This window comes from Saccharopolyspora erythraea NRRL 2338 (assembly GCF_000062885.1).
Lineage (GTDB): Bacteria > Actinomycetota > Actinomycetes > Mycobacteriales > Pseudonocardiaceae > Saccharopolyspora_D > Saccharopolyspora_D erythraea.
On sequence record NC_009142.1, the window covers coordinates 1,665,217 to 1,688,271 of the forward strand.

Annotated in this window: 23 protein-coding genes, 1 tRNA gene and 1 riboswitch; of the genes, 14 read left to right on the forward strand and 10 right to left on the reverse strand. The window is 71.6% G+C overall.

The genetic code is table 11. The annotated features are described in order from the left end of the window. Positions 1-117: 117 nt before the first annotated feature. From SACE_RS07440 to SACE_RS07450, 3 genes are all read left to right on the forward strand, one after another. Positions 118-666, forward strand: a complete 549-nt coding sequence (locus tag SACE_RS07440) for a SigE family RNA polymerase sigma factor (RefSeq protein ID WP_009948007.1) — start codon at positions 118-120, stop codon at positions 664-666. Then, positions 663-1,691, forward strand: coding sequence for a hypothetical protein (locus tag SACE_RS07445; protein WP_009948005.1), 1,029 nt, complete (start codon positions 663-665; stop codon positions 1,689-1,691). The genes SACE_RS07440 and SACE_RS07445 overlap by 4 nt, the downstream gene beginning before the upstream one ends. A gap of 152 nt (positions 1,692-1,843) precedes the next feature. Beyond that, a complete protein-coding gene (locus tag SACE_RS07450) occupies positions 1,844-2,548 on the forward strand; it encodes a hypothetical protein (RefSeq protein WP_009948003.1) in 705 nt (234 codons plus the stop codon). Here the strand turns inward: SACE_RS07450 and SACE_RS07455 are convergent. Then, positions 2,545-3,813, reverse strand: a complete 1,269-nt coding sequence (locus SACE_RS07455) for a hypothetical protein (protein WP_009948002.1) — start codon at positions 3,811-3,813, stop codon at positions 2,545-2,547. The two genes, SACE_RS07450 and SACE_RS07455, sit on opposite strands and share 4 nt — an antisense overlap. Before the next feature lie 425 nt (positions 3,814-4,238). On the opposite strand from SACE_RS07455, the gene SACE_RS07460 reads away from it, so the two are divergent. Together SACE_RS07460 and SACE_RS07465 are read left to right on the forward strand one after the other, a co-directional pair. After that, entirely contained in the window at positions 4,239-4,727 is a 489-nt protein-coding gene (locus SACE_RS07460) for a DUF3145 domain-containing protein (RefSeq protein ID WP_029621779.1), read from the forward strand. 132 nt (positions 4,728-4,859) lie between these two features. Next, positions 4,860-5,447, forward strand: coding sequence for a hypothetical protein (locus SACE_RS07465; protein ID WP_009948000.1), 588 nt, complete (start codon positions 4,860-4,862; stop codon positions 5,445-5,447). A 383-nt stretch (positions 5,448-5,830) separates the two neighbouring features. On the opposite strand, the gene SACE_RS07470 is transcribed toward SACE_RS07465, so the two are convergent. From SACE_RS07470 to SACE_RS07490, 5 genes are all read right to left on the reverse strand, one after another. Further along, positions 5,831-7,075: a beta-ketoacyl-[acyl-carrier-protein] synthase family protein gene (locus SACE_RS07470; RefSeq protein ID WP_011873384.1), complete on the reverse strand. Its 1,245-nt coding sequence runs from the start codon at positions 7,073-7,075 to the stop codon at positions 5,831-5,833. Beyond that, positions 7,072-7,311 carry an acyl carrier protein gene (locus tag SACE_RS07475; RefSeq protein ID WP_009947996.1) on the reverse strand — a complete coding sequence of 80 codons (240 nt, stop codon included), beginning with the start codon at positions 7,309-7,311 and terminating at the stop codon, positions 7,072-7,074. Before SACE_RS07475 ends, SACE_RS07470 begins: the two co-directional genes overlap by 4 nt. Before the next feature lie 62 nt (positions 7,312-7,373). Then, positions 7,374-8,357, reverse strand: a complete 984-nt coding sequence (locus SACE_RS07480) for a beta-ketoacyl-ACP synthase III (protein WP_009947994.1) — start codon at positions 8,355-8,357, stop codon at positions 7,374-7,376. Continuing rightward, positions 8,354-9,283, reverse strand: coding sequence for an ACP S-malonyltransferase (locus SACE_RS07485; RefSeq protein ID WP_009947993.1), 930 nt, complete (start codon positions 9,281-9,283; stop codon positions 8,354-8,356). Before SACE_RS07485 ends, SACE_RS07480 begins: the two co-directional genes overlap by 4 nt. A 366-nt stretch (positions 9,284-9,649) precedes the next feature. Further along, positions 9,650-10,852, reverse strand: a complete 1,203-nt coding sequence (locus SACE_RS07490; protein ID WP_029621777.1) for a PucR family transcriptional regulator — start codon at positions 10,850-10,852, stop codon at positions 9,650-9,652. A gap of 341 nt (positions 10,853-11,193) precedes the next feature. Here SACE_RS07490 and SACE_RS07495 point away from each other — a divergent pair, with 341 nt between their 5' ends. Beyond that, the gene (locus SACE_RS07495) at positions 11,194-12,156 is read left to right on the forward strand and encodes a peptidoglycan recognition protein family protein (protein WP_031334513.1); all 963 of its coding nucleotides are present in this window, start codon (positions 11,194-11,196) and stop codon (positions 12,154-12,156) included. Positions 12,157-12,165: 9 nt separating this feature from the next. On the opposite strand, the gene SACE_RS07500 is transcribed toward SACE_RS07495, so the two are convergent. Continuing rightward, a complete protein-coding gene (locus SACE_RS07500) occupies positions 12,166-12,402 on the reverse strand; it encodes a DUF3263 domain-containing protein (RefSeq protein ID WP_009947988.1) in 237 nt (78 codons plus the stop codon). A gap of 164 nt (positions 12,403-12,566) precedes the next feature. After that, positions 12,567-12,702, forward strand: a riboswitch (FMN riboswitch). A 106-nt stretch (positions 12,703-12,808) separates the two neighbouring features. Here SACE_RS07500 and SACE_RS07505 point away from each other — a divergent pair. Together SACE_RS07505 and SACE_RS07510 are read left to right on the forward strand one after the other, a co-directional pair. Further along, positions 12,809-13,456, forward strand: coding sequence for a nicotinamide mononucleotide transporter family protein (locus SACE_RS07505; RefSeq protein ID WP_009947987.1), 648 nt, complete (start codon positions 12,809-12,811; stop codon positions 13,454-13,456). 55 nt (positions 13,457-13,511) lie between these two features. Further along, a complete protein-coding gene (locus SACE_RS07510; RefSeq protein WP_011873387.1) occupies positions 13,512-14,765 on the forward strand; it encodes a M14 family metallopeptidase in 1,254 nt (417 codons plus the stop codon). 286 nt (positions 14,766-15,051) lie between these two features. On the opposite strand, the gene aceE is transcribed toward SACE_RS07510, so the two are convergent. Beyond that, positions 15,052-17,892 carry a pyruvate dehydrogenase (acetyl-transferring), homodimeric type gene (gene aceE / locus SACE_RS07515; protein ID WP_009947985.1) on the reverse strand — a complete coding sequence of 947 codons (2,841 nt, stop codon included), beginning with the start codon at positions 17,890-17,892 and terminating at the stop codon, positions 15,052-15,054. A gap of 237 nt (positions 17,893-18,129) precedes the next feature. On the opposite strand from aceE, the gene SACE_RS07520 reads away from it, so the two are divergent. The 4 genes from SACE_RS07520 to SACE_RS07535 all read left to right on the forward strand — a co-directional run bounded on the left by SACE_RS07520 (position 18,130) and on the right by SACE_RS07535 (position 19,729). After that, complete coding sequence (locus tag SACE_RS07520; protein ID WP_009947984.1) at positions 18,130-18,564, forward strand: DUF3052 domain-containing protein; 435 nt, start codon at positions 18,130-18,132, stop codon at positions 18,562-18,564. A gap of 102 nt (positions 18,565-18,666) precedes the next feature. Next, positions 18,667-19,131: a peroxiredoxin gene (locus SACE_RS07525; RefSeq protein ID WP_009947983.1), complete on the forward strand. Its 465-nt coding sequence runs from the start codon at positions 18,667-18,669 to the stop codon at positions 19,129-19,131. Positions 19,132-19,234: 103 nt separating this feature from the next. Beyond that, positions 19,235-19,309, forward strand: a tRNA-Val gene (locus SACE_RS07530). Between the two features lie 258 nt (positions 19,310-19,567). Next, a complete protein-coding gene (locus tag SACE_RS07535) occupies positions 19,568-19,729 on the forward strand; it encodes a hypothetical protein (protein WP_157355948.1) in 162 nt (53 codons plus the stop codon). Between the two features lie 65 nt (positions 19,730-19,794). Here the strand turns inward: SACE_RS07535 and SACE_RS07540 are convergent, their stop codons facing one another. After that, the gene (locus SACE_RS07540) at positions 19,795-20,919 is read right to left on the reverse strand and encodes a zinc-dependent alcohol dehydrogenase family protein (RefSeq protein ID WP_143538089.1); all 1,125 of its coding nucleotides are present in this window, start codon (positions 20,917-20,919) and stop codon (positions 19,795-19,797) included. Then, entirely contained in the window at positions 20,919-21,221 is a 303-nt protein-coding gene (locus SACE_RS07545) for a putative quinol monooxygenase (RefSeq protein ID WP_009947980.1), read from the reverse strand. Before SACE_RS07545 ends, SACE_RS07540 begins: the two co-directional genes overlap by 1 nt. A 203-nt stretch (positions 21,222-21,424) precedes the next feature. Between SACE_RS07545 and SACE_RS07550 the strand changes: the two genes are divergently transcribed. Then, entirely contained in the window at positions 21,425-22,351 is a 927-nt protein-coding gene (locus tag SACE_RS07550; protein WP_029621775.1) for an NAD-dependent epimerase/dehydratase family protein, read from the forward strand. Positions 22,352-22,472: 121 nt separating this feature from the next. After that, complete coding sequence (locus tag SACE_RS07555; RefSeq protein WP_009947978.1) at positions 22,473-23,045, forward strand: NADPH-dependent FMN reductase; 573 nt, start codon at positions 22,473-22,475, stop codon at positions 23,043-23,045. The last annotated feature ends 10 nt before the right edge of the window (positions 23,046-23,055 follow it).

Here is a 23,055-nt window from a genome sequence, read left to right on the forward strand (position 1 = left end):
GATCTTGGTCGACGGCGGCGGTAAGCTTCGCCGCCGTGGCCACCCGCCGCAGCGGCGGCGACGAAAAATCCGATCCGGCCACAACCGCGGAGGGGGTCTCGGGCGTCGTGCAGGGATGTGACGGTTTCGATCGCATTGCCCGCGACCGCCTGGACGGACGGCGGGCTGGCCGCGATGGATGATCTGACGGCCAGGCTGACCGAGCTCTACCAGGAGAACTACCGGCAGCTGCTGCGCATCGCGGTGCTGCTGGTCGACGACCGCGCCTCGGCCGAGGACATCGTCCAGGACGCCTTCGTGCGGGTCTTCGACTCCCGCAGCAGACTGCGGGACCCGGACAAGGCGCTGGCGTTCCTGCGCCAGGCGGTGCTCAACCGGGCCCGATCGATCCTGCGCCGCCGGATGGTGGCCAAGAAGTACCAGCCGAGGCTGGCCACCAGCGACTCGCAACCCGACGACACCGGCCGGGGCGTGGACCGCGCGGTGCTGGCGGCCGCGCTGGCCCGCCTGCCGCGAAGGCAGCGCGAGGCGGTGGTGCTGCGCTACTACGCCGACCTCAGCGAGGCGCGCACCGCGGAGCTGATGGGGTGCAGCCAGGGCGCGGTGAAGTCGTACTGCTCGCGCGGCGTCGCGCGGCTTTCGGATCTGCTGCGGGAGCGGGTGTGACACATCCAGACGACACGCGCGAAGAGGCGCTGCTGCGGGCGCAGCTGCACCGGCTCGTCGACGATGTCGAGCCCCGCGGCGACACCCTGCCGAAGCTGCTGTCGGCGGCACGCCGCAGGCGCTCACCGCGGCGCCCCCTGTTCCTGGCCGCCGGTGCGGCGGTCGCCGCGACAGCGGTGTTCCTCGTGGCACTGCTGTCGCTGCCGAGCAACCAGACCGAGCCCGCGAGCGTGCAGCCCAACAGCTACCTCGCGGCGCCGGGGCGGGGCGTGATCGCGGCCTTCGACGTGGTCTCCGGACGCCAGGTGCGCCAGGTGGCCACCATCGGCGGGGAACCGGCCGAGGCACTGGCCACCGACCGGGAGCGCATCTACGCCATCGTGGCCACCGGCCCGCACCGGCGGATCGTCGAGATCTCCGCCGACGGCGGTCAGCGGGTGGTCACCGAGGCCCTCTCGCACGCTCCGGTGCTGGCCGCGGGCGGCGGGCACGTGGCCTACCTCGACGGTCCGTCCGTGGTCGTGCGCGGCGGCGCCGAGCGGCGGCTGCCCATCCCGCGCGGGGAGCGGGTGCTGGACCTGGCCCTGGCCTCGGACGGCAGGCTCGCGGTGCTGACCACGCGGGAGGGCTCGCAGGCGGGCGTGATCCGCATCGTCGCGCCGGACGCTGTCTCGCTGACCGAGCAGCCAGGCATCGCGGCGACCGGAGCGTGCGGTCCGCTCGCGATCGCCTGGTCCGGTCAGGAGCTCGCTGCGCTGCGGCCGACAGACTGCGGCAGCGGGCGGGTGCGCGTGACGACCCTCGACGGCCGAAGCGGGGACCAGATCGGAGCCGGGGCTCCGTTCGACACCGGTTCCTTCGACGGTGAGGACGTACAGCTGTCGGTGGACCGGCTCGGGCGGTTCCTCGTCTCGGTCGCGGGTCAGCGGCAGTGGCTGGTCGACGGGTCCGACGTGCGCGCCTTGCCACCCGCGTGCGCGCCCGCCGGGCAGTGCGCGGTCGTGCCTGCGACCTTCTGGGGCTGAACCGAGCGCCGGAGCTGAGCGAGTCCGAGGCTCCACCCGTATCCGCGGGCCTGGTGTCACACGTCCGGACACGCCCCTGATCCGCGCAATGCCGGTCCGGCACTCCTCCCACGCCGCATCATCGCAGCAGGCGACCAGGACCGAGGTGAGATGTGGACTCGCATCGACAGGAGCTCGTCCGGCTGTTGCGAACCGCGCTCGACCGCCCGAGGTGGCAGACGGCCGCGGCGTTCGCGGTGTCGGCCTGGACGCTGCTGTGGATCGGCGGTCAGTTCACCGGTCACGCGCCGACGGCGCTCGGCGTGCTCGACTGGCTCGCCGCGCTGCTCGGCCTCGACGGCTCGGCCTGGACCGGCAGGCTCGGAACCGTGTGGGCGCAGGCGGGATCGTGGCTCGCGATGGTCGGCGGCCTGCTCTGGGCGGCCACCAGCGAGCGCGGGCAGGCCACCGCGCTGGTCGGCTGGGTCGCGGTCATGCTCGCCGCCGAGGGGATCGGCTACCGGCCCGCCGTCCTGACGGCGATCACCGCGATGGTCGGCCTCGTGTCCGCGCTCTGGCTGGTCGCGCTGACCGGCGGCCGCTTCGTCGACCGGCACTCCAAGCTGCTGCCCGGCGACGTGCTGGGGGCGGGAGTCACGGCGGCGTCGCTGACCGTCGTCGTGCCGCTGTTCGCGCCGCTGGCCGTGCTCAGCCGGATCGCCAGCCCCTACCTGACGCGGGCGCCGCGGCTGCTGCCGCCGGAGAGCGGGGTCGGCGGCCGCGGGGGCTGGTCGGTGGTACCCGGTGCGACCGCCCCCGTCGAGCCCGGCCGCGCGCGGCACGACGGTCCGCCGCTCGGACGGCGATCCGAGGACTAGGGACGCAGCCGGAGCCCGCGTTCGGCGAGCGAGCGCAGCGCCACGTCGTCGGGGTCGCTGTACCCGCGCGACCAGACGGCCTGCACGATCCGCACCTGCTTGCCGGTCTGCTCGACCGCCTGCGCCGCGCTGTCGAAGCCGTCCGGCACCCCGGGCCAGCGCTGCCCGGCGGCGACCAGGTCGGTCACCCCACCGGTCCCCGCGGTGTTGAGCAGCTTCCGCAGTTCGGTCGCGCCACCCTCGTCGGGCAGCTCGACGATCGCCACGGCGACCGCCGCACCGCGCTGCGAGACCTCGGTGTCGAAGACGAGCCGGGTCAGCGCGGTGCACGGACGGCTCTGGAACCACGCTTGCACGTCGCCGTAGGAAGCGCGGGCGCAGTCGGTCTCCCGCCGCACCGCCCGCTCGGTGAAGGAGACCCCGTCGACCCGCTGGGACGCGGCTTCGTCCTGCTGGGCGTCCGACCCGTCGGAGCCCCCGCCGAGCAGCAGCGCCAGGACCACGCCCAGGACGACCACGACGCCCGCCACCAGCGCGATCAGCTTGTGGCGCGGACCGATCGCGCGGGCGGCCGGGGGCTGCGGCGCCGGAGCCCGCGCAGGCTCACCGCCGACCTTCGGGATCAGCATGGTGTCGATGACGGCCAGATCCGGTGCGACGTCGTCGGAAAAGCCTTCCGCCGCGAGCTCGGCGACCCCGAGCGCGCCCGCCTCCTCGCCGAGGACGGCCAGCAGCTGCCGCGCCTTCTCCACCGAGCAGTCGCGTTCGTAGGTCGCGAGCTCGCGGGCCGCGGCGAGCATCGAGGTGGTCGTCGGGTGCAGGACCCGGAGACCGCGGTGCAGGTCGCTGGTCGGCTGCGTGACCTGCTCGACGTAGGGCCCGACCGCGACGATCGTGGTCACCGGCAACGGTTCGACGCCCCGGGTCTGCAGGCTGCGCGCCAGCGCCGAAGCCGACTCCAGCGCCTCCAGCGCCGGGTTCACCGCGCCCTCGGTGCGCACCATCGGCCAGCCGTCGACCGACCACGGCGTCTGTATCGCAGCTTCGAGCTTCAGCACGGGTTCGGGCAGATCCACACCGACCACGACGATGACGCCGCGGGGCAGGACGACCACCGCGTCCAGCATTCGCGGGCTGCCCGGCGGCCGGCAGCCGAACACCGCCACACCACCGGAAACCCCGGTACCCTCGCCCCAGGCGGCCAGCGCCGCCCGGATGTCGGCGCCGACCTCGGTCGGCTCGGGACCGAGCCGCACCAGCCGCATGACGACCTCCTCCGCCCGCACGGGGTCCGGCGAGCCCGCCGATCAGGGCTCCTCCGGGCAAGAACGGTAGCGGGGATGCGCCTGCGCCGCCCCACTGTTGCTCCGTTCGTCCTTTCGAGTGTTATACGCCACTCGTTCGTCAGCGTCCCGCTGCTGCATTCGTGGGACCCCGAAGCCGGTCCGGCAAGGCCTGGATCAGCGGATATCGACATCCGGGCGGCGAGCCGGCCGGTCCCGCCCGGTTCTGGTTCCCACGTGGCGAGAGCCCGTCGACTCGTTGCGCTCTTGTGGCGGACCTCAACACCCGCCGTGCAGAATGACGCCGCGAGCTGGTGATCGCTTCGTCACCGACGAGGTCGTAGGGGAAGACGTCCCTCGTCGAACAGCGGAGGTCAGCAGTGAGCGCCCGTGGCCCAACATGCGGTCTGACAAACGGTGTTGTCTACGTCCACTCGTCGCCGTCCGCGGTATGTCCGCACGTCGAGTGGGCCATTTCCGGCGCGCTGGGAGTCCGGACGGAGCTCCGCTGGACAGCGCAGCCGGCAGCGCCCGGTCAGTTGCGCGCGGAATGCAACTGGTCGGGTGAGCCGGGGACCGGCTCCACTCTGGTCACCGCGCTGCGCGCGTGGCCGATGCTGCGGTTCGAGGTGACCGAGGATCCCAGCCCGGGCATCGACGGCCAGCGGTTCTGCCACGTGCCGGGGCTTGGTCTGTGGCGCGCCTGCACCGGCGCGAACGGCGACATCATGGTCAGCGAGGACCAGTTGCGCACCCTCGCGGCCAACAGCAGGGGGCACGAGTCGTTCAGCCACCGGGTGGAACAGCTCCTCGGCGCGGCGTGGGACGACGCGCTGGAACCGTTCCGCCGCGCCGGCGACGGCGCGCCGGTGACCTGGCTGCACCGCGTCGGCTGATCCGCCGGGGTCGGCCGACCGGTGCGGGTCGGCTGGGCCGCGGGGGCCGGCTGGGCCGCGGGGCGAGGCGGCCGTCGCCGAATTCGCCCCGAAGCTCACAACCGCGTGCGGGTGCTGTGGGAAGCTCGACGGGTGTCGTCTTCGTTCGTTCCCGGCCGTTCGTGGCTGAGGTGGGGTGTCCCGGTCGCTGTCGTCGTCGTGCTGCTCGCGGGTGCCGCGGGGTGGGCGGCCCGCGCCGTCTACGGCAGCGGCAGCGGGGCGGCCCCTGCGGCGGGTCCGGCGGGGCAGCCCGCGCCTGCCGGACGTGCCGGTCCGGTGTCGGTGGCCTTCAGCGCGGACGCTGCGGCGCATCCGGACCAGGCCACGGTCCGCTGGCTGCTCGAAACCCACTTCAACGCCATCAACTTCAAGCAGTACGAGGCGTGGAAGGCCACCGTGGTCCCCGCCCGGCAGCAGGAGAAGCCGAAGCTGCGGTGGGAGCGGGAGTACGCCACCACCGACGACCGCGACGTCCGGGTGCACCGCATCGAGCCGGGCCCCGACGAGTCGTTGCGCGTGATGCTCACGTTCACCAGCAACCAGGACCCCGACGACGCGCCCCCGGACGCGCGCTCGGGCTGTCTCAAATGGACAGTGGTCTACCCGCTGGTGCCGGAGTCGCGCGGGCTGCGGCTGGACACCGCCCGGCTGCCGGGCAGCGCGCAGTACCGGCCCTGCTGAGCGGTGCGTCAGGAACGCGTGCGGCGCGGCGTCCACGGTGCTGCCGCGGCCTTGCCCGTCGGTGACTTCCAGGGCGAGCCCGGTCGCCCGCGCGGTGCCCGCTTCCTGCACAAGGGTCGCGAGCGTGGATTCGCCGCTGTCGCCGCGGACGAGGTCGACCCCGGCGAACGCCGATAACGCGAGATCAGGCCGCGAGCTCCGGAAGCCGCGGAAGTCCTGGATCCGCACCAGGCGTTCGATCACGTGTGCACCGCTCCCCGGTAACGATCATCGGCCGCCACCATTCCTACCAAGTCGATCTTGCGCGGGCCAGGGAGTTCCGCTCACGACGAACGGGCCACCCCCGAGGGGGTGGCCCGTTCGGTGGAAACGCCTGGAGCCGGTCAGGACCGGGCGAAGGCGAGCGCGACGTTGTGCCCGCCGAAGCCGAAGGCGTCGTTGACCGCCGCGGTCTGCTCGACGTGGCGCGGCTTGTCGGCCACGACGTCGAGCTCGATCTTGGGGTCGACGTTCTCGAGGTTGCGGGTCGCCGGGATGACGCCGTCGCGCAGCGACAGCACCGTCACGATGCTCTCCACCGCACCGGCACCGCCGACCAGGTGGCCGAGCGCGCCCTTGGGCGCGGTCAGCACCGCGTCGGTACCCAGCGCCTTGCGCACCGAGTTGGCCTCGCCGATGTCGCCGACCACCGTGGAGGTGGCGTGCGCGTTGACGTGGCCGATGTCCGACGCCGACAGCTCACCGCTGCGCAGCGCCTTCCGGATGGCGGAGGTCTGCCCGATGCCGTCCGGGTGGCTGCCGGTGATGTGGTAGGCGTCGGAGGTGATGCCGATACCGGCCAGACGCCCGTAGATGCGTGCCCCGCGCGCCCTGGCGTGCTCGGCGCTCTCCAGCACCATCACACCGGCGCCCTCGCCCATGACGAAGCCGTCGCGGTCGACGTCGAAGGGCCGCGAGGCCGCCTCGGGGTCGTCGTTGCGCGTGCTCAGCGTCCTGGCCTGGGCGAAACCGGCGATCGTGATCGGGTGGATGCACGCCTCGGCGCCACCGGCGACCACCACGTCGGCCTGCCCGGAGCGGATCATCTCCCAGCCCTTGGCCAGGCCCTCGGCGCCGGAGGCGCAAGCCGAGGCGGGGGAGTGCACACCGGCGCGGGCCCGCAGGTCGAGGCTGACGTAGGCGGCCGGGCCGTTGGGCATCAGCATCGGCACGGTCAGCGGCGAGACCTTGCGCAGGCCGTGCTCCTCGAGGAGGTCGTCCTGCTGCAACAGCGTCACCGGCCCGCCGATGCCGGTGCCGATGGCGATGCCGAGCCGGTCGGGGTCGACCGACTCCGAGTCGTCGGTCGGCAGCTCGTAGCCCGCGTCGGCCCACGCCTCACGGGCCGCGATGACCGCGATCTGCTCGCAGCGGTCCATCCGCCGCAGCTGCACCCGCGGCAGGACCTCGGACGGCTCCACCGCCAGCGGCGCGCCGATCTTGGCGGGCAGGTCGAAGCGGTCGATCCAGTCCGCCTCCAGCCTGCGCACGCCGCTGCGTCCGTTGATCACACCGTCCCAGGTGGACGCGACGTCACCGCCGAGCGGTGTCGTCGCGCCCAGCCCGGTGATCACGACATCGGTCGTCATGCGTTCGAGGAGATGTAGTTCACCGCATCCCCGACGGTCTTGAGGTTGGCCAGTTCGTCGTCGGGAATCTTGACCCCGAACTTGTCCTCGGCCTGCACGGCGATCTCGACCATCGACAGCGAGTCGATGTCCAGGTCGTCCACGAAGGACTTGTCGACGGTCACGTCGTCCGCGTCGACACCGGCGACCTCTTCGACGATGGCGGCCAGACCAGTAGTGATTTCCTCGTTCGACACGGTTGTCGTTCCTTCCTCGGTTGCTGGGATCTCTACCGCGGGCGCGCCGCGGTGGTCGTTGGTCAGGGGCAGACCGCGACCTGGCCGGCGTAGGACAGCCCCGCCCCGAAGCCGACCAGCAGCATCACGTCCCCGCTGGAGATCTCGCCCGCCGACCGCATGTGGTCGATGGCGAGCGGGATGGAGGCGGAGGAGGTGTTGCCGGAGTAGACGATGTCACGTGCCAACACGAGGTCGTCACGCGCACCCTGGCTCTGCAGCTTCTTGGCGATGGCCTCCACGATGCGCAGGTTCGCCTGGTGCGGGACGAGCACGTCCACATCGGACAGCTTCAGCCCGGCCAGCTCCACGGCCTGCGCGGCCACCGGCGCGATCTGGGTGGTCGCCCAGCGGAAGACCGACTGGCCCTCCTGGTAGATGTACTTGCCCTCGCGCAGGTAGATGGTGTCGACCAGGTCGCCCGCGCTGCCCAGCGCGGCCGGGCCGATGCCCGGGGTGTCGGCCGGACCGACCACCGCCGCACCCGCGGCGTCGGCGAAGATGATGCAGTTGGCGCGGTCCTGCCAGTCGATCCACTCCTGGAACCGCTCCGAGCCGATCACCAGCACGTTGCGCGCCGAACCGGCCTTGACCGCGTCGGCGGCGGCCGACAGCGCGTAGACGAAGCCCGCGCAGGCGGCGTTGATGTCGTAGGCGCTCTTGGCCTTGATGCCGATCTGGTCGGAGACCTGGGCGGCCGCGTTGGGGATCTGGCCGGGCATCGTGCAGGTGGCCACGATCACCTGGTCCACGTCGGCGGGGGAGAGCCCGGCGTTGGCGATCGCCTTCGAACCGGCCTCCACGGCCATCGAGACGACGGTCTGGTCTTCGTCGCCGAGCCGGCGGCTGATGATGCCGACCCGCTGGCGGATCCACTCGTCGTTGGTGTCGACGATCTTTGCGAGGTCGTCGTTGGTGACCACCCGGTTGCCCTGCGTGCTGCCGAAACCGAGCAGCTTCGTGGCGGGGGGCCCGGCTGCCGGCCGGATCGTCGGCGGGTTGGTCACGTGTTGCTCCCGGAGTCGTCAAGTAGTTCGCCGGCCTTGTCCAGATCGGCGGGGGTCTTCAGGGCGATCGCCTTGGTGCCCTTGAGCTCGCGCTTGACCAGTCCGGACAGCGTGCCGGCCGGCGCCAGCTCCACGGTGGCCGCGACACCGCGCTCGGCCAGCGCCGCCATGCACAGGTCCCAGCGCACCGGGCTGGTCACCTGGGCGACCAGCCGCCGCATGATGTCGGCGGGTTCGCTGACGAAGGCGCCGTCGGCGTTGGAGAGCAGCGGCAGCGTCGGCTCGGCGGTCGCGACCTTCTCGGCGTGCACGCCCAGCGCCTCGCGGGCGGACTCCATGAACCGGGTGTGGAACGCACCGGCCACCGCCAGCGGGCGCACGCGCGCACCTTCCGGCGGTTCCTCGGCCAGCGCCTCCAGCGCGGGAAGGCGCCCGGCGGCGACGATCTGGCCCGCGCCGTTGCGGTTGGCCGGGTCGAGCCCGACCTGCTCCAGGTGCGCGACGACGGCTTCGGGGTCACCGCCCAGCACGGCGGTCATGCCGGTGGGCTCGAGGCCGCAGGCCGCGGCCATCTCGCGGCCGCGCACCGCGGCGAGCGCCACGGCGTCGTCGAAGCTGAGGGCGCCGACCACGGCGGCGGCGGCGAGCTCACCGACGGAGTGCCCGGCCACCGGGGTGCCCGCGGGGATGCTCACCCGCTTGCCGAGCTCGGTGGCCGCGACCAGCGACAGCGCGACGACCAGCGGCTGGGTGACGGCGGTGTCCTTGATCTCGTCGGCGTCGGCGGTGGTGCCCAGCCGGATCAGGTCCAGGCTCGCGACCTCGGACCACGACGCGAGGGTCTCCTCGACGCCGTCGAGTTCGAGCCACGGACTGAGCATGCCGGGGGCTTGGGACCCCTGGCCGGGTGCGAGCAGCGCGATCACTCTTGCTACTGAACACGCCCGGGGGTGCTCCCCGTGATGTCGACAGGGACGAAGTCCGGCGACCAAAGTTGTGGAGCATCTACAACCGGGCTGGTGGTGGGTCATGCCGCCGAGCGGAAACGTTGTCGGTCGTGACTGTCCGGTGATCGTTCAGCGCGCGCCGCTACCGCCTGGTAGGGACGGATTTCACCTGCATGTGCCATGGTCGGGACGCAGCGTGACGGCGCAACGCGTTCCGCCGGAAGTCGTCCCGCCGGCTGTTCCCGTTGCCGCGTGGGCGTTCGGCCGGGTGTCGGTCCGATCAGCGCGCCGGGGCGCCGTGCGAACGGTGCGCCGGGACGGCCGAGGCGCGCCGGGGCCGGGGACTCACCAGAGCCCGTGGGCCTTGGCCAGCCTGCCCACCGCCAGCCCGACGCGCAGCACGTGCGCGTCGCGCGGGTTCGACGGGGTGCGGCCGGTCAGCTCGGCGACCCTGCGCAGCCGGTACCGCACGGTGTTGGGGTGCACGTAGAGCTGACGGGCGCAGTTCTCCAGCACCCCGCCGACCTCCAGGTAGGTGTCGACGGTCTCCATCAGCGCGCCGCCCGCGTCGACCAGCGGCAGCACGATCCGCTCGACGAGCTGCCGCTCGGCCTCCGGGTCGCCGGCCAGCGCCCGCTCCGGCAGCAGGTCCGCGGAGGCCACCGGCCGCGGCGCGGTCGGCCACGCCACCACCGAGCGCAGCGCCGACATCGCGTCGGATGCGGACCGGTGCGCCTCGGCCAGGCTCGGCACCGTCGGGCCGACGACCACCGGACCGTCGTCGAACGCCTCGGCCAGCCGCGAGGCGGCCTCGTTCTCGGTGCGGTCGTCGGCCGGGCCGCCGAAGACCACGACGAGCCGCGTCCCCTGCACACCCAGCAGCACCGGCCGCCCGACGCGGGCTGCGCGGCTGCGGACCTGGTAGACGATCGTCGGCGGATCGTCCGACGGAGCCGTGCCGACCAGGACCGTCGCCTCCGACGAGGGCTCCCACCCGAGCGCGGCGGCGCGGGAGAGCAGCGACTCCTCGGCGTCACCGCGGACGATGCCGTCGACGACCAGCGCTTCCAGCCGCGCGTCCCAGGCGCCGCGCGCCTCGGCCGCCGCCGCGTAGGAGGTCGCGGCGGCGAAGGCGATCTCGCGGGTGTAGCGCAGGATCCACTCGCGCAGCAGCGTGCGCTCGTCCGGTTCGTCGGCCAGCTCGGGCAGCTGTCGCTCGAAGACGTCGATGGCGGCGCGCACCAGTTCCAGCGTCTGCCGGAGGCTGACCCAGCGGGAGAGGTCGCGCGGAGCGGAGCGGAACGCCTCGGCGGTCAGCCGGATCGCCTCGGTGGGGTCCTGCAACCACGCCACGAAGTTGGACACGCCGGTCTGGGTGACCAGCAGCACGCTCGCGCGCTGGTCGGCGGGCATCCGGCGGAACCACGGCAACCGCTGTTCCATCGCGCTGATGCTGGCGGTCGCCAGCCCGCCCGACGCCCGTTCGAGTCGGCGAAGCGTGGCGGCTGAGACCTCACGTGGTCCATCACCTGCGCGTTCGGTAGCCATGGTTCCAGAATCGCACGCGGCCTGATCGCCATCGGGCGGGGAGCGGTCGGAGTCGGTGCCAGGTCACATCGGTGCCTGACCGGGCGGACTCCGGTGCGCGTCGAATTCGCCACGAGGGGTCATTGCGAGACCCGCGGAATGCGTCGGAAATGGGGCGGAACAGGCCGAGAACGCGATGCGGAATTCACGACACCCGCGCCGGTTTTCACCGGGTTCGGCTTCTGGATCAATTCCGCGGAACTCGATCGGGCGGTTACCGCTGTTTTCACGCGGTTGGCCGTGGTTGCCCGCTCGGCATCGGGAGACGATGGGACGACGCCTACGGCAGGGAGTGATCAGCCGTGACATTGCCTCTGGTATGGCTCGCGGACGTGCTCAGGGCGGCCGGCCTGCGGGTCGTCGAGACGCCCGGGTGGAAGGAGCGGACGGCGACGTCCGGTCCGCAGCCGAGCCCGGTGGGAGTGCTCGAACACCACACCGCCACCCCCGCGTCCTACGAGGACCCGGCGCCGAGCGTGCAGCTTTGCATCGACGGCAGGCCCGACCTGCGGGGCCCGCTGTGCCACGGCCTGATCGGCTTCGACGGCGTCGTGCACCTGATCGCCGCGGGCCGCGCCAACCACGCGGGCCAGGCCAAGGCGTCCGGGCCGAACCCGGCAGGCGACGGCAACTTCCTCTACGTCGGTTTCGAGTGGGACTACCAGGGCGTCGACCAGGGGCCGAGCCCCGAGCAGTACGACGCGGCGCTGACGGCGACCTCGGCCGTGCTGGCCCACATCGGCCGCCCCGCCGAGGCCGCGCGTGGTCACAAGGAGACCAGCGTGACCGGCAAGATCGACCCCGGTCACGTCGACATGGACCGGTTCCGCGCGGACCTGTCGGGGAGGAAGAACCACGATGGCCCCGCGCGGCCCGGACAGCCGGTCGCACCCGCGCCGGCGCCGCGGCCGGAACAGCCCGGCGGGTCCGAGCAGGAGGCGATCCTGCGCCGGATCGAGAACGAGCTGCTGGGTCCCAGGGGTCCGAAGGGCGAGATCGTGGGCTGGGACACCGACCTCGGTCCGCGCACGCTCGTGGCGATGCTCGTGGACCTGGTCAACGGTCTCCTCGGCCCGCAGCGGGACGGGCAGGCCGCGGCCCAGGTGCCGCAGCAGCGGTCGATGGACCCCGAAGCGATCAAGACGGCCTTCCAGGCGCTGCCGCCGGAGCAGGCGGCTCCGCTGCTCGCCGAACTGGTGCGCGTCCAGCAAGCCCGTCAGCTCACGCCGGAGCAGCAGGCGCAGGCGGCCCAGCAGAGCCGGTGAGCTCTGAGATCAGCGGCGGGGCGCGGCGGCCCGCCGCTGATCCCGCTCCTCGCGTAACCGTTGCAGCCGCTTGACCAGGGTCGGCTGCTGCGCGAGCGCCTCCGGCCGGTCCAGCAGGCGGTTGAGCCGCTGGTAGTAGCGGGTCGGGGAGATGCCGAAGCGCTCCTGGATGACCCGTTCCTTGTTGCCCGCGTGGTGCCACCACTCGTTCTCGAAGGCGAGGATGGCGTGGTCGGTGTCGTTCACCCGGCGGTCCCCCTCGCTTCGATCTTCGGCCAGGCCGAGTTTACCCGCGTGCGCACTGCTGTTCGATCGGCTGATCGGAGACCTTCGCTTCCTGTGATCCACCGCACTGCCGGATGCCGGAACAAGGTCACCAGCGCAAGATGTTCACACGAGTACGAAACGTCGTGCGCTCCGGGGCTCGGTGCGATTCCGAACCGGCGGTGAAAGTCCGCGAACCGGCGCCGTTCCAGCGGGAACGGCCCGGCCGATCCGGTGGAACTCCGGAACCGACGGTGACAGTCCGGATGGGAGGCAGCGCACGGGTGCCGGAAGCCGCCGTGGCGCGCTGTGCCCACGGCTCCGTCCGCGTCCCCGTCGGCCGCGCTCGCCGCCCACCCGGTGGTCATGACCGGCGGGAGGAGTGGGCGTGCAGAACTTCGCGGAGTGGGTGCTCGGCAACGGGATCACCGTGCTCGGTCAGCAGATCTCCTGGGCGGAACTGGTGGGGCAGGTCTGCGCCCTCGCCGTGGTCTTCCTCGCGCAGCGGCGCACCCTGGCCACCTGGCCGGTCCAGGTGTCGGCGACCGTGCTGCTGTTCGCGGTCTACGCCAGCGCCCACCTCGGCGGCCTGGCCATCCGGCAGGTCATGATCCTGCTGATCTCCGTCTACGGCTGGTGGGCGTGGAGCCGGCGCACCGACCCGGTCTACGGCGTCGTCGTGCGCAAGGCGCGCGTGTCGGAGCGGCTGGCGCTGCTGGCGGCGCTGCTCGTCGGCACGGCGGCGTTCGCGCTGCTGCTGACCGAGCTCGACGCGTCGTGGGCGCCGTGGCCCGACGCCTGGATCTTCGTCGGCACGCTGGTCGCCTTCTGGGCGCAGGGTCGCGGACTGGTCGAGTTCTGGCTGGTGTGGCTGGCCGTCGACGCCGTCGGGGTGCCGCTGCAGATCGCCTCCGGGCTGTGGTTCAGCGCCGCGATCTACGTGGTGTTCGCCGCGCTGGTGATCCACGGCTGGTGGAGCTGGAACCGCACCGCCCGAAGGCAGCGAGCGCAGCGGCCCGCCGCGGTCAAGCCTTGACTTGCCCCGGACCCCCTGGTGGATTCGGATGATCGAATACGAAAGGGGTCCGGCCATGGTCCGTCGGTTCCGCTGGGTCGCCGTCGCCGCGCTGTGCACAGCGCTGGTGGCTCCCGCGCCCGCGATCGCAGAGGTTGCACCGAGCACCGGTTTCGAGGATTCGCGGGGCGCGCGGTGGACGACACCCGGGGAGGAAGCCGCCTTCCTGTCCGAGGTCGACCGCGCGCAGCCCGACGTCGAGGTAGAGACGATCGGCGCCAGCGTCCAGGACCGGCCGCTGCGGCTGGCCCGCGTCGGATCGGGCCGGTCGAAGGTGCTGTTCGTCTGCTCGCAGCACGGTGACGAGCCGGCGGGCCGCGAGGCGTGCCTGAGCACCATCCGCGACCTCGGCTACTCGCAGGACGAGCGCGTGCGGCGCTTGCTGCGCTCCACGACGGTCCTGTTCATGCCCAACGCCAACCCCGACGGGCACGTGGCGAACACCCGCGAGAACGCCGACGGCATCGACATCAACCGCGACCACCTCGCGCTGGCCTCGCCCGAGGCGCGGGCCGTCGCGCGGGTGATGCGCGACGAGCGTCCCGCCGTCGTGCACGACCTGCACGAGTTCGGCGCGCAGCCGCCGTACTACGTCAAGGACTTCCTCGCGCTCTGGCCTCGCAACCTCAACGCCGGCGAGCAGGTGCGTTCGGAGTCCGAGCGGCTCTCGGAGCGCTACGTCCGGCCCGCGGTGGAGGAAACCGGCCTCTCGACCGGCGTCTACGGCATCTGGACCGACCCGGAGACCGGCGAGCCGATCAAGCAGGTCGCGGGCGACGGGCAGGAACGCATCCTGCGCAACACCGTCGGCGTGAAGAACGCGGTCGGCCTGCTGGTGGAGAGCCGCGTCGAGCCGCTGGCGGGCGAGGACGAGGCGACCAACAACCGGCGGCGCGTCGGCTCGCACCTCACCTCGGTGGAGGCGACCCTGCGGATGTCCACCGAGCGCCGCGACCAGATCGAGTCGGCCATCACCAAGGCCCGCATGGACGGCATGGCGAACCGGGGACCGCTCTACTTCGGCGGCGCCGACAACGAGCCGCCCGCGCCCGAGGACGTCGAGAAGTCCCCGGCCTGCGCCTACCGGCTCACCGGCGAGCAGGCCGCGCGCTTCGGCGAGGTCCTCGACCTGCACGGCGTGCACAGCGTCCCGGCGGGCGAGGGCCGCATCGTGCCGATGCACCAGCCCGCGCGCTCCCTGGCGGCGCTGCTGCTCGACGCCCGCGGCGAATACCGCCTGACCGAAGCGGAGCCGGTCGCCTGCCGCTGACCCACGCCATCTGCCCGTTCGCCCGCCCTGCTGACGTGGGGCGGGCGAACAGCTTTCCGGCGGAGGCTGGTGGTGCCTGCGTGCAAGTACGGCTCGTCGGCTTTCCGCCCGACGGTCCGCAGGCCCCCGAAAACACCGGTGCCCGACACGCCGAAGCGTGTCGGGCACCTTGAGCCGCGAGCCCTCACCTCAGGGGTGCGGAGGCCGCCGCAGCGTCCGCAAGGCGGTCCACATGGCCGTCATCAAAGCCGTCAGCGAGATCGTCCTCCGGGCCGCCGCGGCGTCGTCAGGCGACGCCGGGGTCCGACGTCTGCGGACCGGCCGCCTTGACGTCGTCGATCTGGTACTTCCGCGCCGCCTCGGCGACCTTGGCCTCCTCGACCTCGCCCTGCCGGGCCAGCGCCGACAGGGTGGCGACCACGGTCGACTCGGCGTCGACCAGGAACACCCGCCGCGCCGCGGGACGCGTGTCGGAGAACCCGAAGCCGTCGGTGCCGAGGCTGACCATGTCGCCGCGCACCCAGGGCCGGATCATGTCCGGCACGGCACGCATCCAGTCGCTGACCGCCACCACCGGGCCGCCCGCGTCGGCCAGCGCCCGCGTCACGTGAGGCACGCGCCGCTCGCCCTCCGGGTGCAGCAGGTTGTGCCGGTCGGCGGCCTCGGCCTCGCGCTTCAGCTCCGACCACGACGTCGCGGACCAGACGTCGGCCCGCACGCCCCAGTCCTCGGCCAGCAGCTCCTGCGCGCGCAGCGCCTCCGGCATGATCACCCCGGAGGCCAGGATCTGCGCCCGCGGGCCCGACCCGGAGGACGCCTCCCGGTACCGGTAGAGGCCCCGCAGCAGCCCGTCGACGTCCAGGCCCTCCGGCTCCGCGGGCTGCTGGTACGGCTCGTTGTAGACCGTGAGGTAGTAGAAGACGTTCTCGGCGTCCTCCCCGTACATCCGCCGCAGGCCGTCCTTGACGATGTGGGCGACCTCGAAGGCCCACGCCGGGTCGTAGGACACCACCGCCGGGTTCGTCGCCGCCAGCAGCAGCGAGTGGCCGTCGGCGTGCTGCAGCCCCTCGCCGGTCAGCGTGGTCCGCCCGGCCGTGGCGCCGAGCAGGAAGCCCCGCGTCATCTGGTCGGCCGCCGCCCACAGACTGTCGCCGGTGCGCTGGAAGCCGAACATCGAGTAGAAGATGTAGACCGGGATCATCGGCTCGCCGTGCGTGGCGTAGCTGGTGCCCGCGGCGGTGAACGACGCCGTCGAGCCGGCCTCGTTGATGCCCTCGTGCAGGATCTGGCCCTGCTCGCTCTCCCGGTAGGCCAGCATGAGCTGGTAGTCGACCGGTGTGTAGGACTGGCCGAGCGGGTTGTAGATCTTCTGGGACGGGAACATCGAGTCCATCCCGAAGGTCCGCGCCTCGTCCGGGATGATCGGCACGATCCGGGGCCCGATCTCGGGGTCCTTGGCCAGGTCCTTGAGCAGCCGGACGAAGGCCATCGTGGTGGCCACCTCCTGCTTGCCCGAGCCGCGCCGGACCACGTCGTAGACCTTGTCGCCGGGCAGCACCAGCGCCTTGGACTTGACCCGCCGCTCCGGCAGGTAGCCGCCGAGCCGCTGCCGCCGCTCCTGCAGGTACTGGATCTCCGCCGACTCCTGGCCGGGGTGGTAGTACGGCGGCAGGTACGGGTCCTGCTCGAGCTGCTCGTCGGAGATCGGGATCCGCAGGCTGTCCCGGAACAGCTTCAGGTCGTCCAGGGTCATCTTCTTCATCTGGTGGGTCGCGTTGCGGCCCTCGAAGTGCGGTCCGAGGCCGTAGCCCTTGATCGTCTTGGCCAGGATGACCGTGGGCTGGCCGTGGTGCTCGGTCGCGGCCTTGTAGGCGGCGTAGACCTTGCGGTAGTCGTGGCCGCCGCGGCGCAGGCCCCAGATCTCCTCGTCGCTGAGGTCGCGGACGATGTCCTTTGTGCGCGGGTCGCGGCCGAAGAAGTGCTCCCGCACGAAGGCGCCGTCGTTGGCCTTGTAGGTCTGGTAGTCGCCGTCGGGCGTGGTGTTCATCAGGTTGACCAGCGCGCCGTCGCGGTCGGCGTGCAGCAGGGCGTCCCACTCCCGGCCCCAGATCACCTTGATGACGTTCCAGCCCGCGCCGCGGAAGAACGCCTCCAGCTCCTGGATGATCTTGCCGTTGCCCCGGACCGGGCCGTCGAGCTGCTGGAGGTTGCAGTTGACGACGAAGGTCAGGTTGTCCAGGCCCTCGTTGGCCGCCACGTGCAGCAGGCCGCGCGACTCCGGCTCGTTCATCTCGCCGTCGCCGAGGAAGGCCCACACCCGCTGCTGGCTGGTGTCCTTGATGCCCCGGTCGCGCAGGTAGCGGTCGAAGCGGGCCTGGAAGATCGCGTTCATCGGGCCAAGGCCCATCGAGACCGTCGGGAACTCCCAGAAGTCGGGCATCAGCCGCGGGTGCGGGTAGGAAGGCAGGCCGCCGCCGGGGCCGGCGTGGGAGTACTCCTGGCGGAACCCGTCGAGCTGGCCGGTGGACAGCCGTCCCTCCAGGAACGCCCGCGCGTAGATGCCGGGGGAGGCGTGGCCCTGGATGTAGAGGTGGTCACCGCCGCCGGGGTGGTCCTTGCCCTTGAAGAACCAGTTGAAGCCGACCTCGTAGAGGCTCGCCGAGGAGGCGTAGGAGGAGATGTGCCCGCCGACGCCGATGCCCGGGCGCTGCGCGCGGTGCACCATCATCGCGGCGTTCCAGCGGGTCCAGGCGCGGTAGCGGCGCTCGGTCTCCTCGTCGCCGGGGAACCACGGCTCGAGCTCGGTGGGGATGGTGTTCACGTAGTCGGTGCTGGTCAGCGACGGGACGCCCACGCCGCTCTCCCGCGCCCGCTGCAGCAGGCGCAGCATCAGGTATCGCGCACGTTGCTGGCCGGTCGCCGACAGCACGGAGTCGAACGACTGCAGCCACTCCTCGGTCTCCTCCGGGTCGATGTCCGGGAGGTGGGAGGCGAGGCCGTCGCGGATGACCCGCACGCGGTGCTGCGGGGCTCCGTTGCTGCCGACGTCGTTGTTGAGCGGGGACAAGAGGTACTCCTCGACTACGTCGTGGCCTTTGCGCGCCGGAGTGATGTCCGACACCTCCATCGTCCCCCATCATCGTCCCGGATGCGTACGCCGTCATCACTACCGGTCAGTACGCCGTACCCGTCCAGCCGCGCTCGGGCTACAGTCGTTCCCTAACGCGCAGTTCCGGCGTGTCGTAGCGCCAGCAGTTGCGCCGGTGGCCCTTGGCGGTGTTCGCTAACGGCCAGATCGTGGAAGTGGTGTGCGGCGGGCGCGACGCCCGCGCCGCACCGGTGGTATTGGAGGAGTGAGAAAACCGTGGTCGCCGCGGGAGACGCCGGCAAAGGCGATGTCGACGTCGCCGACAAGCTCGACATCGAGCCGGAGATGGTTGTCCAGGAGTTCGGTTGGGACGAGGACGTCGACGACGACGTCCGCGCCGCGATCGAGGAGCGTTGCGGGAGCGAGCTGCTCGACGAGGACGCCGACGAAGTGGTCGATGTCGTGCTGCTGTGGTGGCGCGACGATGATGGTGACCTGACGGACACGCTCCTCGACGTGATGACACCGCTGGCCGACGAGGGGGTCATCTGGGTGCTGACCCCGAAGACCGGCCGGGACGGCTACGTCGAGCCCAGTGACATCGCCGAGGCCGCTTCGACGTCCAACCTCGCCCAGACGGCCAACGCCGGCGTCGGGGACGCGTGGATGGGCACGAGGCTGGCGTACCGGAAGACCAAGTCCAAGCGCTGAGGTGCGGGCACCGGCGGCGCGGTAAGGCTGTCGGTGCCCACACGGCCCGCATCGGTGTAGGTTCGGCGTGCAAACGCTCATGCCGTACGGAAGGGTGCGCTTATGACGGTCGAGGTCGGTGCGCAGGCACCGGACTTCACGTTGCCGGACTACAACAAGGAGCAGGTCTCCCTGTCCGGTTTCCGGGGCAAGAAGAACGTGCTTCTGGTCTTCTACCCCTTCGCCTTCAGCGGTATCTGCCAGGGCGAGCTGTGCCAGGTCCGCGACGACCTTGGCGACTTCCAGAACGACGACGTGCAGGTGCTCGGCGTGTCCGTCGACTCCCCGTTCGCGCTGAAGGCGTGGGCGGAGCAGGAGGGCTACACCTTCCCGCTGCTGTCGGACTTCTGGCCGCACGGTGAGATCGCCAAGGCCTACGGTGTGTTCAACGAGAAGGCCGGCATGGCCAACCGCGGCACCTTCCTGATCGACAAGGAGGGCGAGGTCCGCTTCGCCGAGGTGAACCAGCCGGGCGAGGCGCGCGACCAGGGCGTGTGGAAGAAGGCCCTGGCCGACCTCTCCGCCTGACGTCGCTGATGTCGCGTGGTGGTCGACCGGTACAGTGTCTCCAGCCGGACCGCGAGGAACGGCTCTGGGGGTCCCGGTCGGTGCGTCGGTCGGCCGCCATCCCGGGCGCATAGCTCAGCGGAAGAGCACTTGCCTTACAAGCAAGGGGTCGTAGGTTCGAACCCTACTGCGCCCACCAGAACTCACTTGACCAGGTGGAACGGCGTTCGCTTCGGGGTTCGCCGCTTCCGCTTTGATGCGGTCGGCGCTGGCGCGCGATTCGCAATCGCGTCCAGCCCGAGAATTGCGCCAGGTCCGTAGCAGTATTCTTCCCGCGGAATTCGCCCCGCGGACTTTTCCGGGCGGTTCATTTCTCTGTCGCGCCGAGTCGCCCTGGCAACCGAACGTGCCGCTGCGGCGTGCGTAAGTGCACATGGCGCAGAGGATGGGGGTTCGGATGGCGGACTGGATGTGGGGCCTAGTCCTGGTGGGCGGGGTCCTGCTGCTCCTCGGCTTCACTGCCTGGCAGGGGCGCGACCGGGACGGTGGTGGTAGCGGTGGCGGTGGGGCGTCGAGCTACTGGGATTCGGGTGGGGGCGGCGGTGGTGGTGCTGACTGATCGCCGGCACCAGCATCGTCGAGGAGTGAGCGGCTTCTCGGCACCCGCCGCTCACGACATCTGAGTTACATCAGCACGACCTGGCGCACTGCTGTTCCGTCGTCCAGTCGATCGAACCCGGCGTTGATCTCGTCGAGCCCGAGCCGGTGGGACAGCAGCGCGTCGACCGGCAAGGCGCCCGACTGGTACATCTGGATGAACCTCGGGACGTCGCGCCGCGGCACGCACGAGCCGAGGTAGCTGCCGCGCAGCGTCCGCTCCTCGGCGACGATGCTGAGCGCGGGCAGGGTCAGGCGGGCCTCGGGATCGGGCAGCCCGACCGTGACGGTGGTGCCGCCGCTGCGGGTCGCGTCGTACGCCTGTTGCAGCACGTGCACCACACCGGTCGTGTCGAGCACCTTCTCCGCGCCGCCGCTTGTGAGCTCGCGGACGCGCTGGACGGCGTCCGGGCCGCCCTCGACGGTGTGGGTGGCACCGAGTTCCGAGGCGAGTTTCCGTTTGTGCTCGACGACGTCCACGGCGACCACTGTGGAGGCTCCGGCCGCCTTCGCCGCGAGCAGCGCGGCAAGGCCCACCCCTCCGAGGCCGAACACCGCCACGCTGTCGCCCGGCCGGATCTGCGCCGAGTACAGGGCGGCGCCGGCCCCGGTCAGGACCGCGCAGCCGAACAGCGCGGCGATCTCGAAAGGCACCTCCGGATCGACCTTCACCGCCGACCGGGACGACACCACGATGTGTTCGGCGAAGGCCGACACGCCGAGGTGGTGGTAGGGTCGCGAGCCGTCCTCCTCGGTGAACCGCATGCCGCCGCCGAGCAGCGCGCCCTTCGTGTTGGCCGCCGCGGCAGGCCCGCACAGCGCGGGGCGGCCCGCCACGCAGCGCTCGCACTCCCCGCACGACGGGACGAACGCGAGCACGACGTGATCGCCGGGCTCGAAGCCGCTGCCCTGTTCGGCCTCTAGGACCTCACCCGCCGCCTCGTGCCCCAGCGCGAGCGGCAGCGGCCGGGGACGCGAACCGTTGATCACCGAGAGGTCCGAGTGGCAGAGCCCGGCCGCCCGCACCCTGACCAGCAACTCGCCCGGACCTGGCGGGTCGAGCTGGAGTGTCGTGACGTCGATCGGCTGGGAGGTCCCGTAGGGCTTCTCAGCTCCGGACTCGCGCAGTACGGCCGCACGCACCTGCATCATCACGCCTCCGATCCGGCGACCGGCGCACACCGGGTCACCTGCCGCTCCACCAACAGCGGAATCACCTCGCCGACCACGATCCGCGTGAAGTGCTCCGTCTCGCAGTGCCGGGCGAAGTCGTCCTCGGTGTCGTACTCCTCGACCAGGACGACGACATCGTCGCTGTCTGTCGCGGCGTGCACGTCGTAGCGACGACACCCGGGCTCGGCCAGCGACGCAGGCACCATCGGTTCCAGCAGTTCGAGCACCCGCGCCCGCTCACCCGGCTTGGTGACGTACCGCGCGACCACGACGAAACCCATGCTCTCCGTTCCCAGCAACCGCAGCCCCGGTGGCTCCGGCTCAGCGACCAGGGTGCGGTGTCGGAGGTAGCGGGCGCCAGGGCTCCCACAGAGGGTCACGCTACGTGTTCGGGTACCACCCGCAAGTGGACACAGGGCATTGCCGATCGAGGTGTTCCGTGTCAGGCGCGACCGCCCACGCGAAGACCTGCTTGCATGGGGGTATGCGTGTTGTTGTCACGGGAGCCGCGGGGTACGTCGGGCGGGCGGTGGTTGGGGAGCTGCTGGGTGCCGGGCATGAGGTGGGGGCGTTGGTGCGGCGGGCGCCGACGGCGGACCTCGGGGAGGTGGAGCTGCACCACGGGGACCTGCTCGATGAGGACGCGGTTGCGGCTGCGGTGCGGGGTGCCGATGCCGTTGTGCACCTGGCGGGGCTGACGCGGGTGCGTGAGTCGGTGGAGCACCCGGGGCGGTTCTACCGGGTGAACGTCGGGGGCACCGCGACGGTGGTCGAGGCGCTGATGAGCACGGCGGCGGCCACGGGGGCCGTGCCGCGGTTCGTCCTCGCTTCGACCGGGGCCGTGTACGGGACGCCGAAGAAGCAGCCGATCGGCGAAGACGCGATGCCGCATCCGCAGAGTCCTTACGCCGCGACGAAGTTGGCCGCGGAGCAGTTGCTGGACGCCGCTGCGAAGACGGGTGGGATCGCGGCGGCGACCGTCCGGATCTTCAACGCCGCTGGGTCGGTCGGTGGCCACGCGGATGCCGACGACACGCGCATCATCCCGCGTGCCCTTGCCGCGGCGGCGGGGCACATTCCGCACCTCGAGGTGTACGGCGACGGTTCGGCGGTGCGCGACTACGTGCACGTCGCCGACATCGCGACCGCGATCGTCACCGTCCTGACTCGCAGCCGCGAGGGACGGCACGAGGTGTTCAACGTGGGGGCGACGCCGGCGAGCGTGGCCGACATCATCGACGCGGCCGAGGCGGTGACCGGCCGCAGGGTTCCGGTGGTGCGCAAACCCGCGAATCCGGCTGAATCGCCGGAACTCCGGGCCGACACCACCAAGCTGCGCGGGCTCGGTTGGGAGCCCCGGCGTTCCGCTCTCCGGCAGCTCATCGCCGACCAGTGGAACCCGACGCGGTGACTGGAGGAACCGGCCGGAGTGGTCTGCGCAACAGGGTGTTGACCTCTACATAACTAGAGATCTCAGGATTCTTCCCGTCGCAAGCAGTCCCGAAAAGGGGCTACGTCGAAGGGAATTCGTGATGTCCGAGACCGCGCTGCGCCTTGCCGTCATCGTCGGTAGCACCCGTGAAGGCCGATTCGCCGAGACCGTGTCCGCTTGGTTCGCCGAGCAGGCCCACATGCACAACGACATGGACGTCGACGTCGTCGACCTCGCCGACGCCGGGCTGCCCGCCGTGCATCCAGCCGAGGCCACACCCCCGTTGCAGGACTTCGCCGCGCGCCTCGACGCCGCCGACGCGTTCGTGATCGTGACGCCGGAGTACAACCACGGCTACCCGGCGTCGCTGAAGTTCGCCATCGACTCGGCGTACCGGGAGTGGAACGCCAAACCCGTCGGGTTCGTCTCCTACGGCGGTATCTCGGGCGGGCTGCGGGCGGTCGAGCAGCTGCGGCAGATCTTCGCCGAGCTGCACACCGTCACGGTCCGCGACACGGTGAGCTTCCACGGTGTCTGGGGGCAGTTCGGCGAGGACGGCGATCCGGTCGATGCGGAAGGCGTGAACCAGGCCGCGAAGAAGATGCTCGACCAGCTGGTCTGGTGGGGTAGGGCGACGCGGGACGCCCGCACCGAACGGCCCTATGCCGCGTAGGGAGTCCTCG

What these genes read in the sequence shown, in the direction of transcription:
- SACE_RS07470 (WP_011873384.1), bottom strand. Translation starts at nt 7,075, where the DNA reads ATGACGACCGATGTCGTGATCACCGGGCTGGGCGCGACGACACCGCTC.
- SACE_RS07455 (WP_009948002.1), bottom strand. Translation starts at nt 3,813, where the DNA reads ATGCGGCTGGTGCGGCTCGGTCCCGAGCCGACCGAGGTCGGCGCCGAC.
- SACE_RS07510 (WP_011873387.1), top strand. Translation starts at nt 13,512, where the DNA reads ATGGTCCGTCGGTTCCGCTGGGTCGCCGTCGCCGCGCTGTGCACAGCG.
- SACE_RS07540 (WP_143538089.1), bottom strand. Translation starts at nt 20,919, where the DNA reads ATGATGCAGGTGCGTGCGGCCGTACTGCGCGAGTCCGGAGCTGAGAAG.
- SACE_RS07545 (WP_009947980.1), bottom strand. Translation starts at nt 21,221, where the DNA reads ATGGGTTTCGTCGTGGTCGCGCGGTACGTCACCAAGCCGGGTGAGCGG.
- SACE_RS07490 (WP_029621777.1), bottom strand. Translation starts at nt 10,852, where the DNA reads ATGGCTACCGAACGCGCAGGTGATGGACCACGTGAGGTCTCAGCCGCC.
- SACE_RS07555 (WP_009947978.1), top strand. Translation starts at nt 22,473, where the DNA reads ATGTCCGAGACCGCGCTGCGCCTTGCCGTCATCGTCGGTAGCACCCGT.
- aceE (WP_009947985.1), bottom strand. Translation starts at nt 17,892, where the DNA reads ATGGAGGTGTCGGACATCACTCCGGCGCGCAAAGGCCACGACGTAGTC.
- SACE_RS07525 (WP_009947983.1), top strand. Translation starts at nt 18,667, where the DNA reads ATGACGGTCGAGGTCGGTGCGCAGGCACCGGACTTCACGTTGCCGGAC.
- SACE_RS07550 (WP_029621775.1), top strand. Translation starts at nt 21,425, where the DNA reads ATGCGTGTTGTTGTCACGGGAGCCGCGGGGTACGTCGGGCGGGCGGTG.
- SACE_RS07535 (WP_157355948.1), top strand. Translation starts at nt 19,568, where the DNA reads ATGGCGGACTGGATGTGGGGCCTAGTCCTGGTGGGCGGGGTCCTGCTG.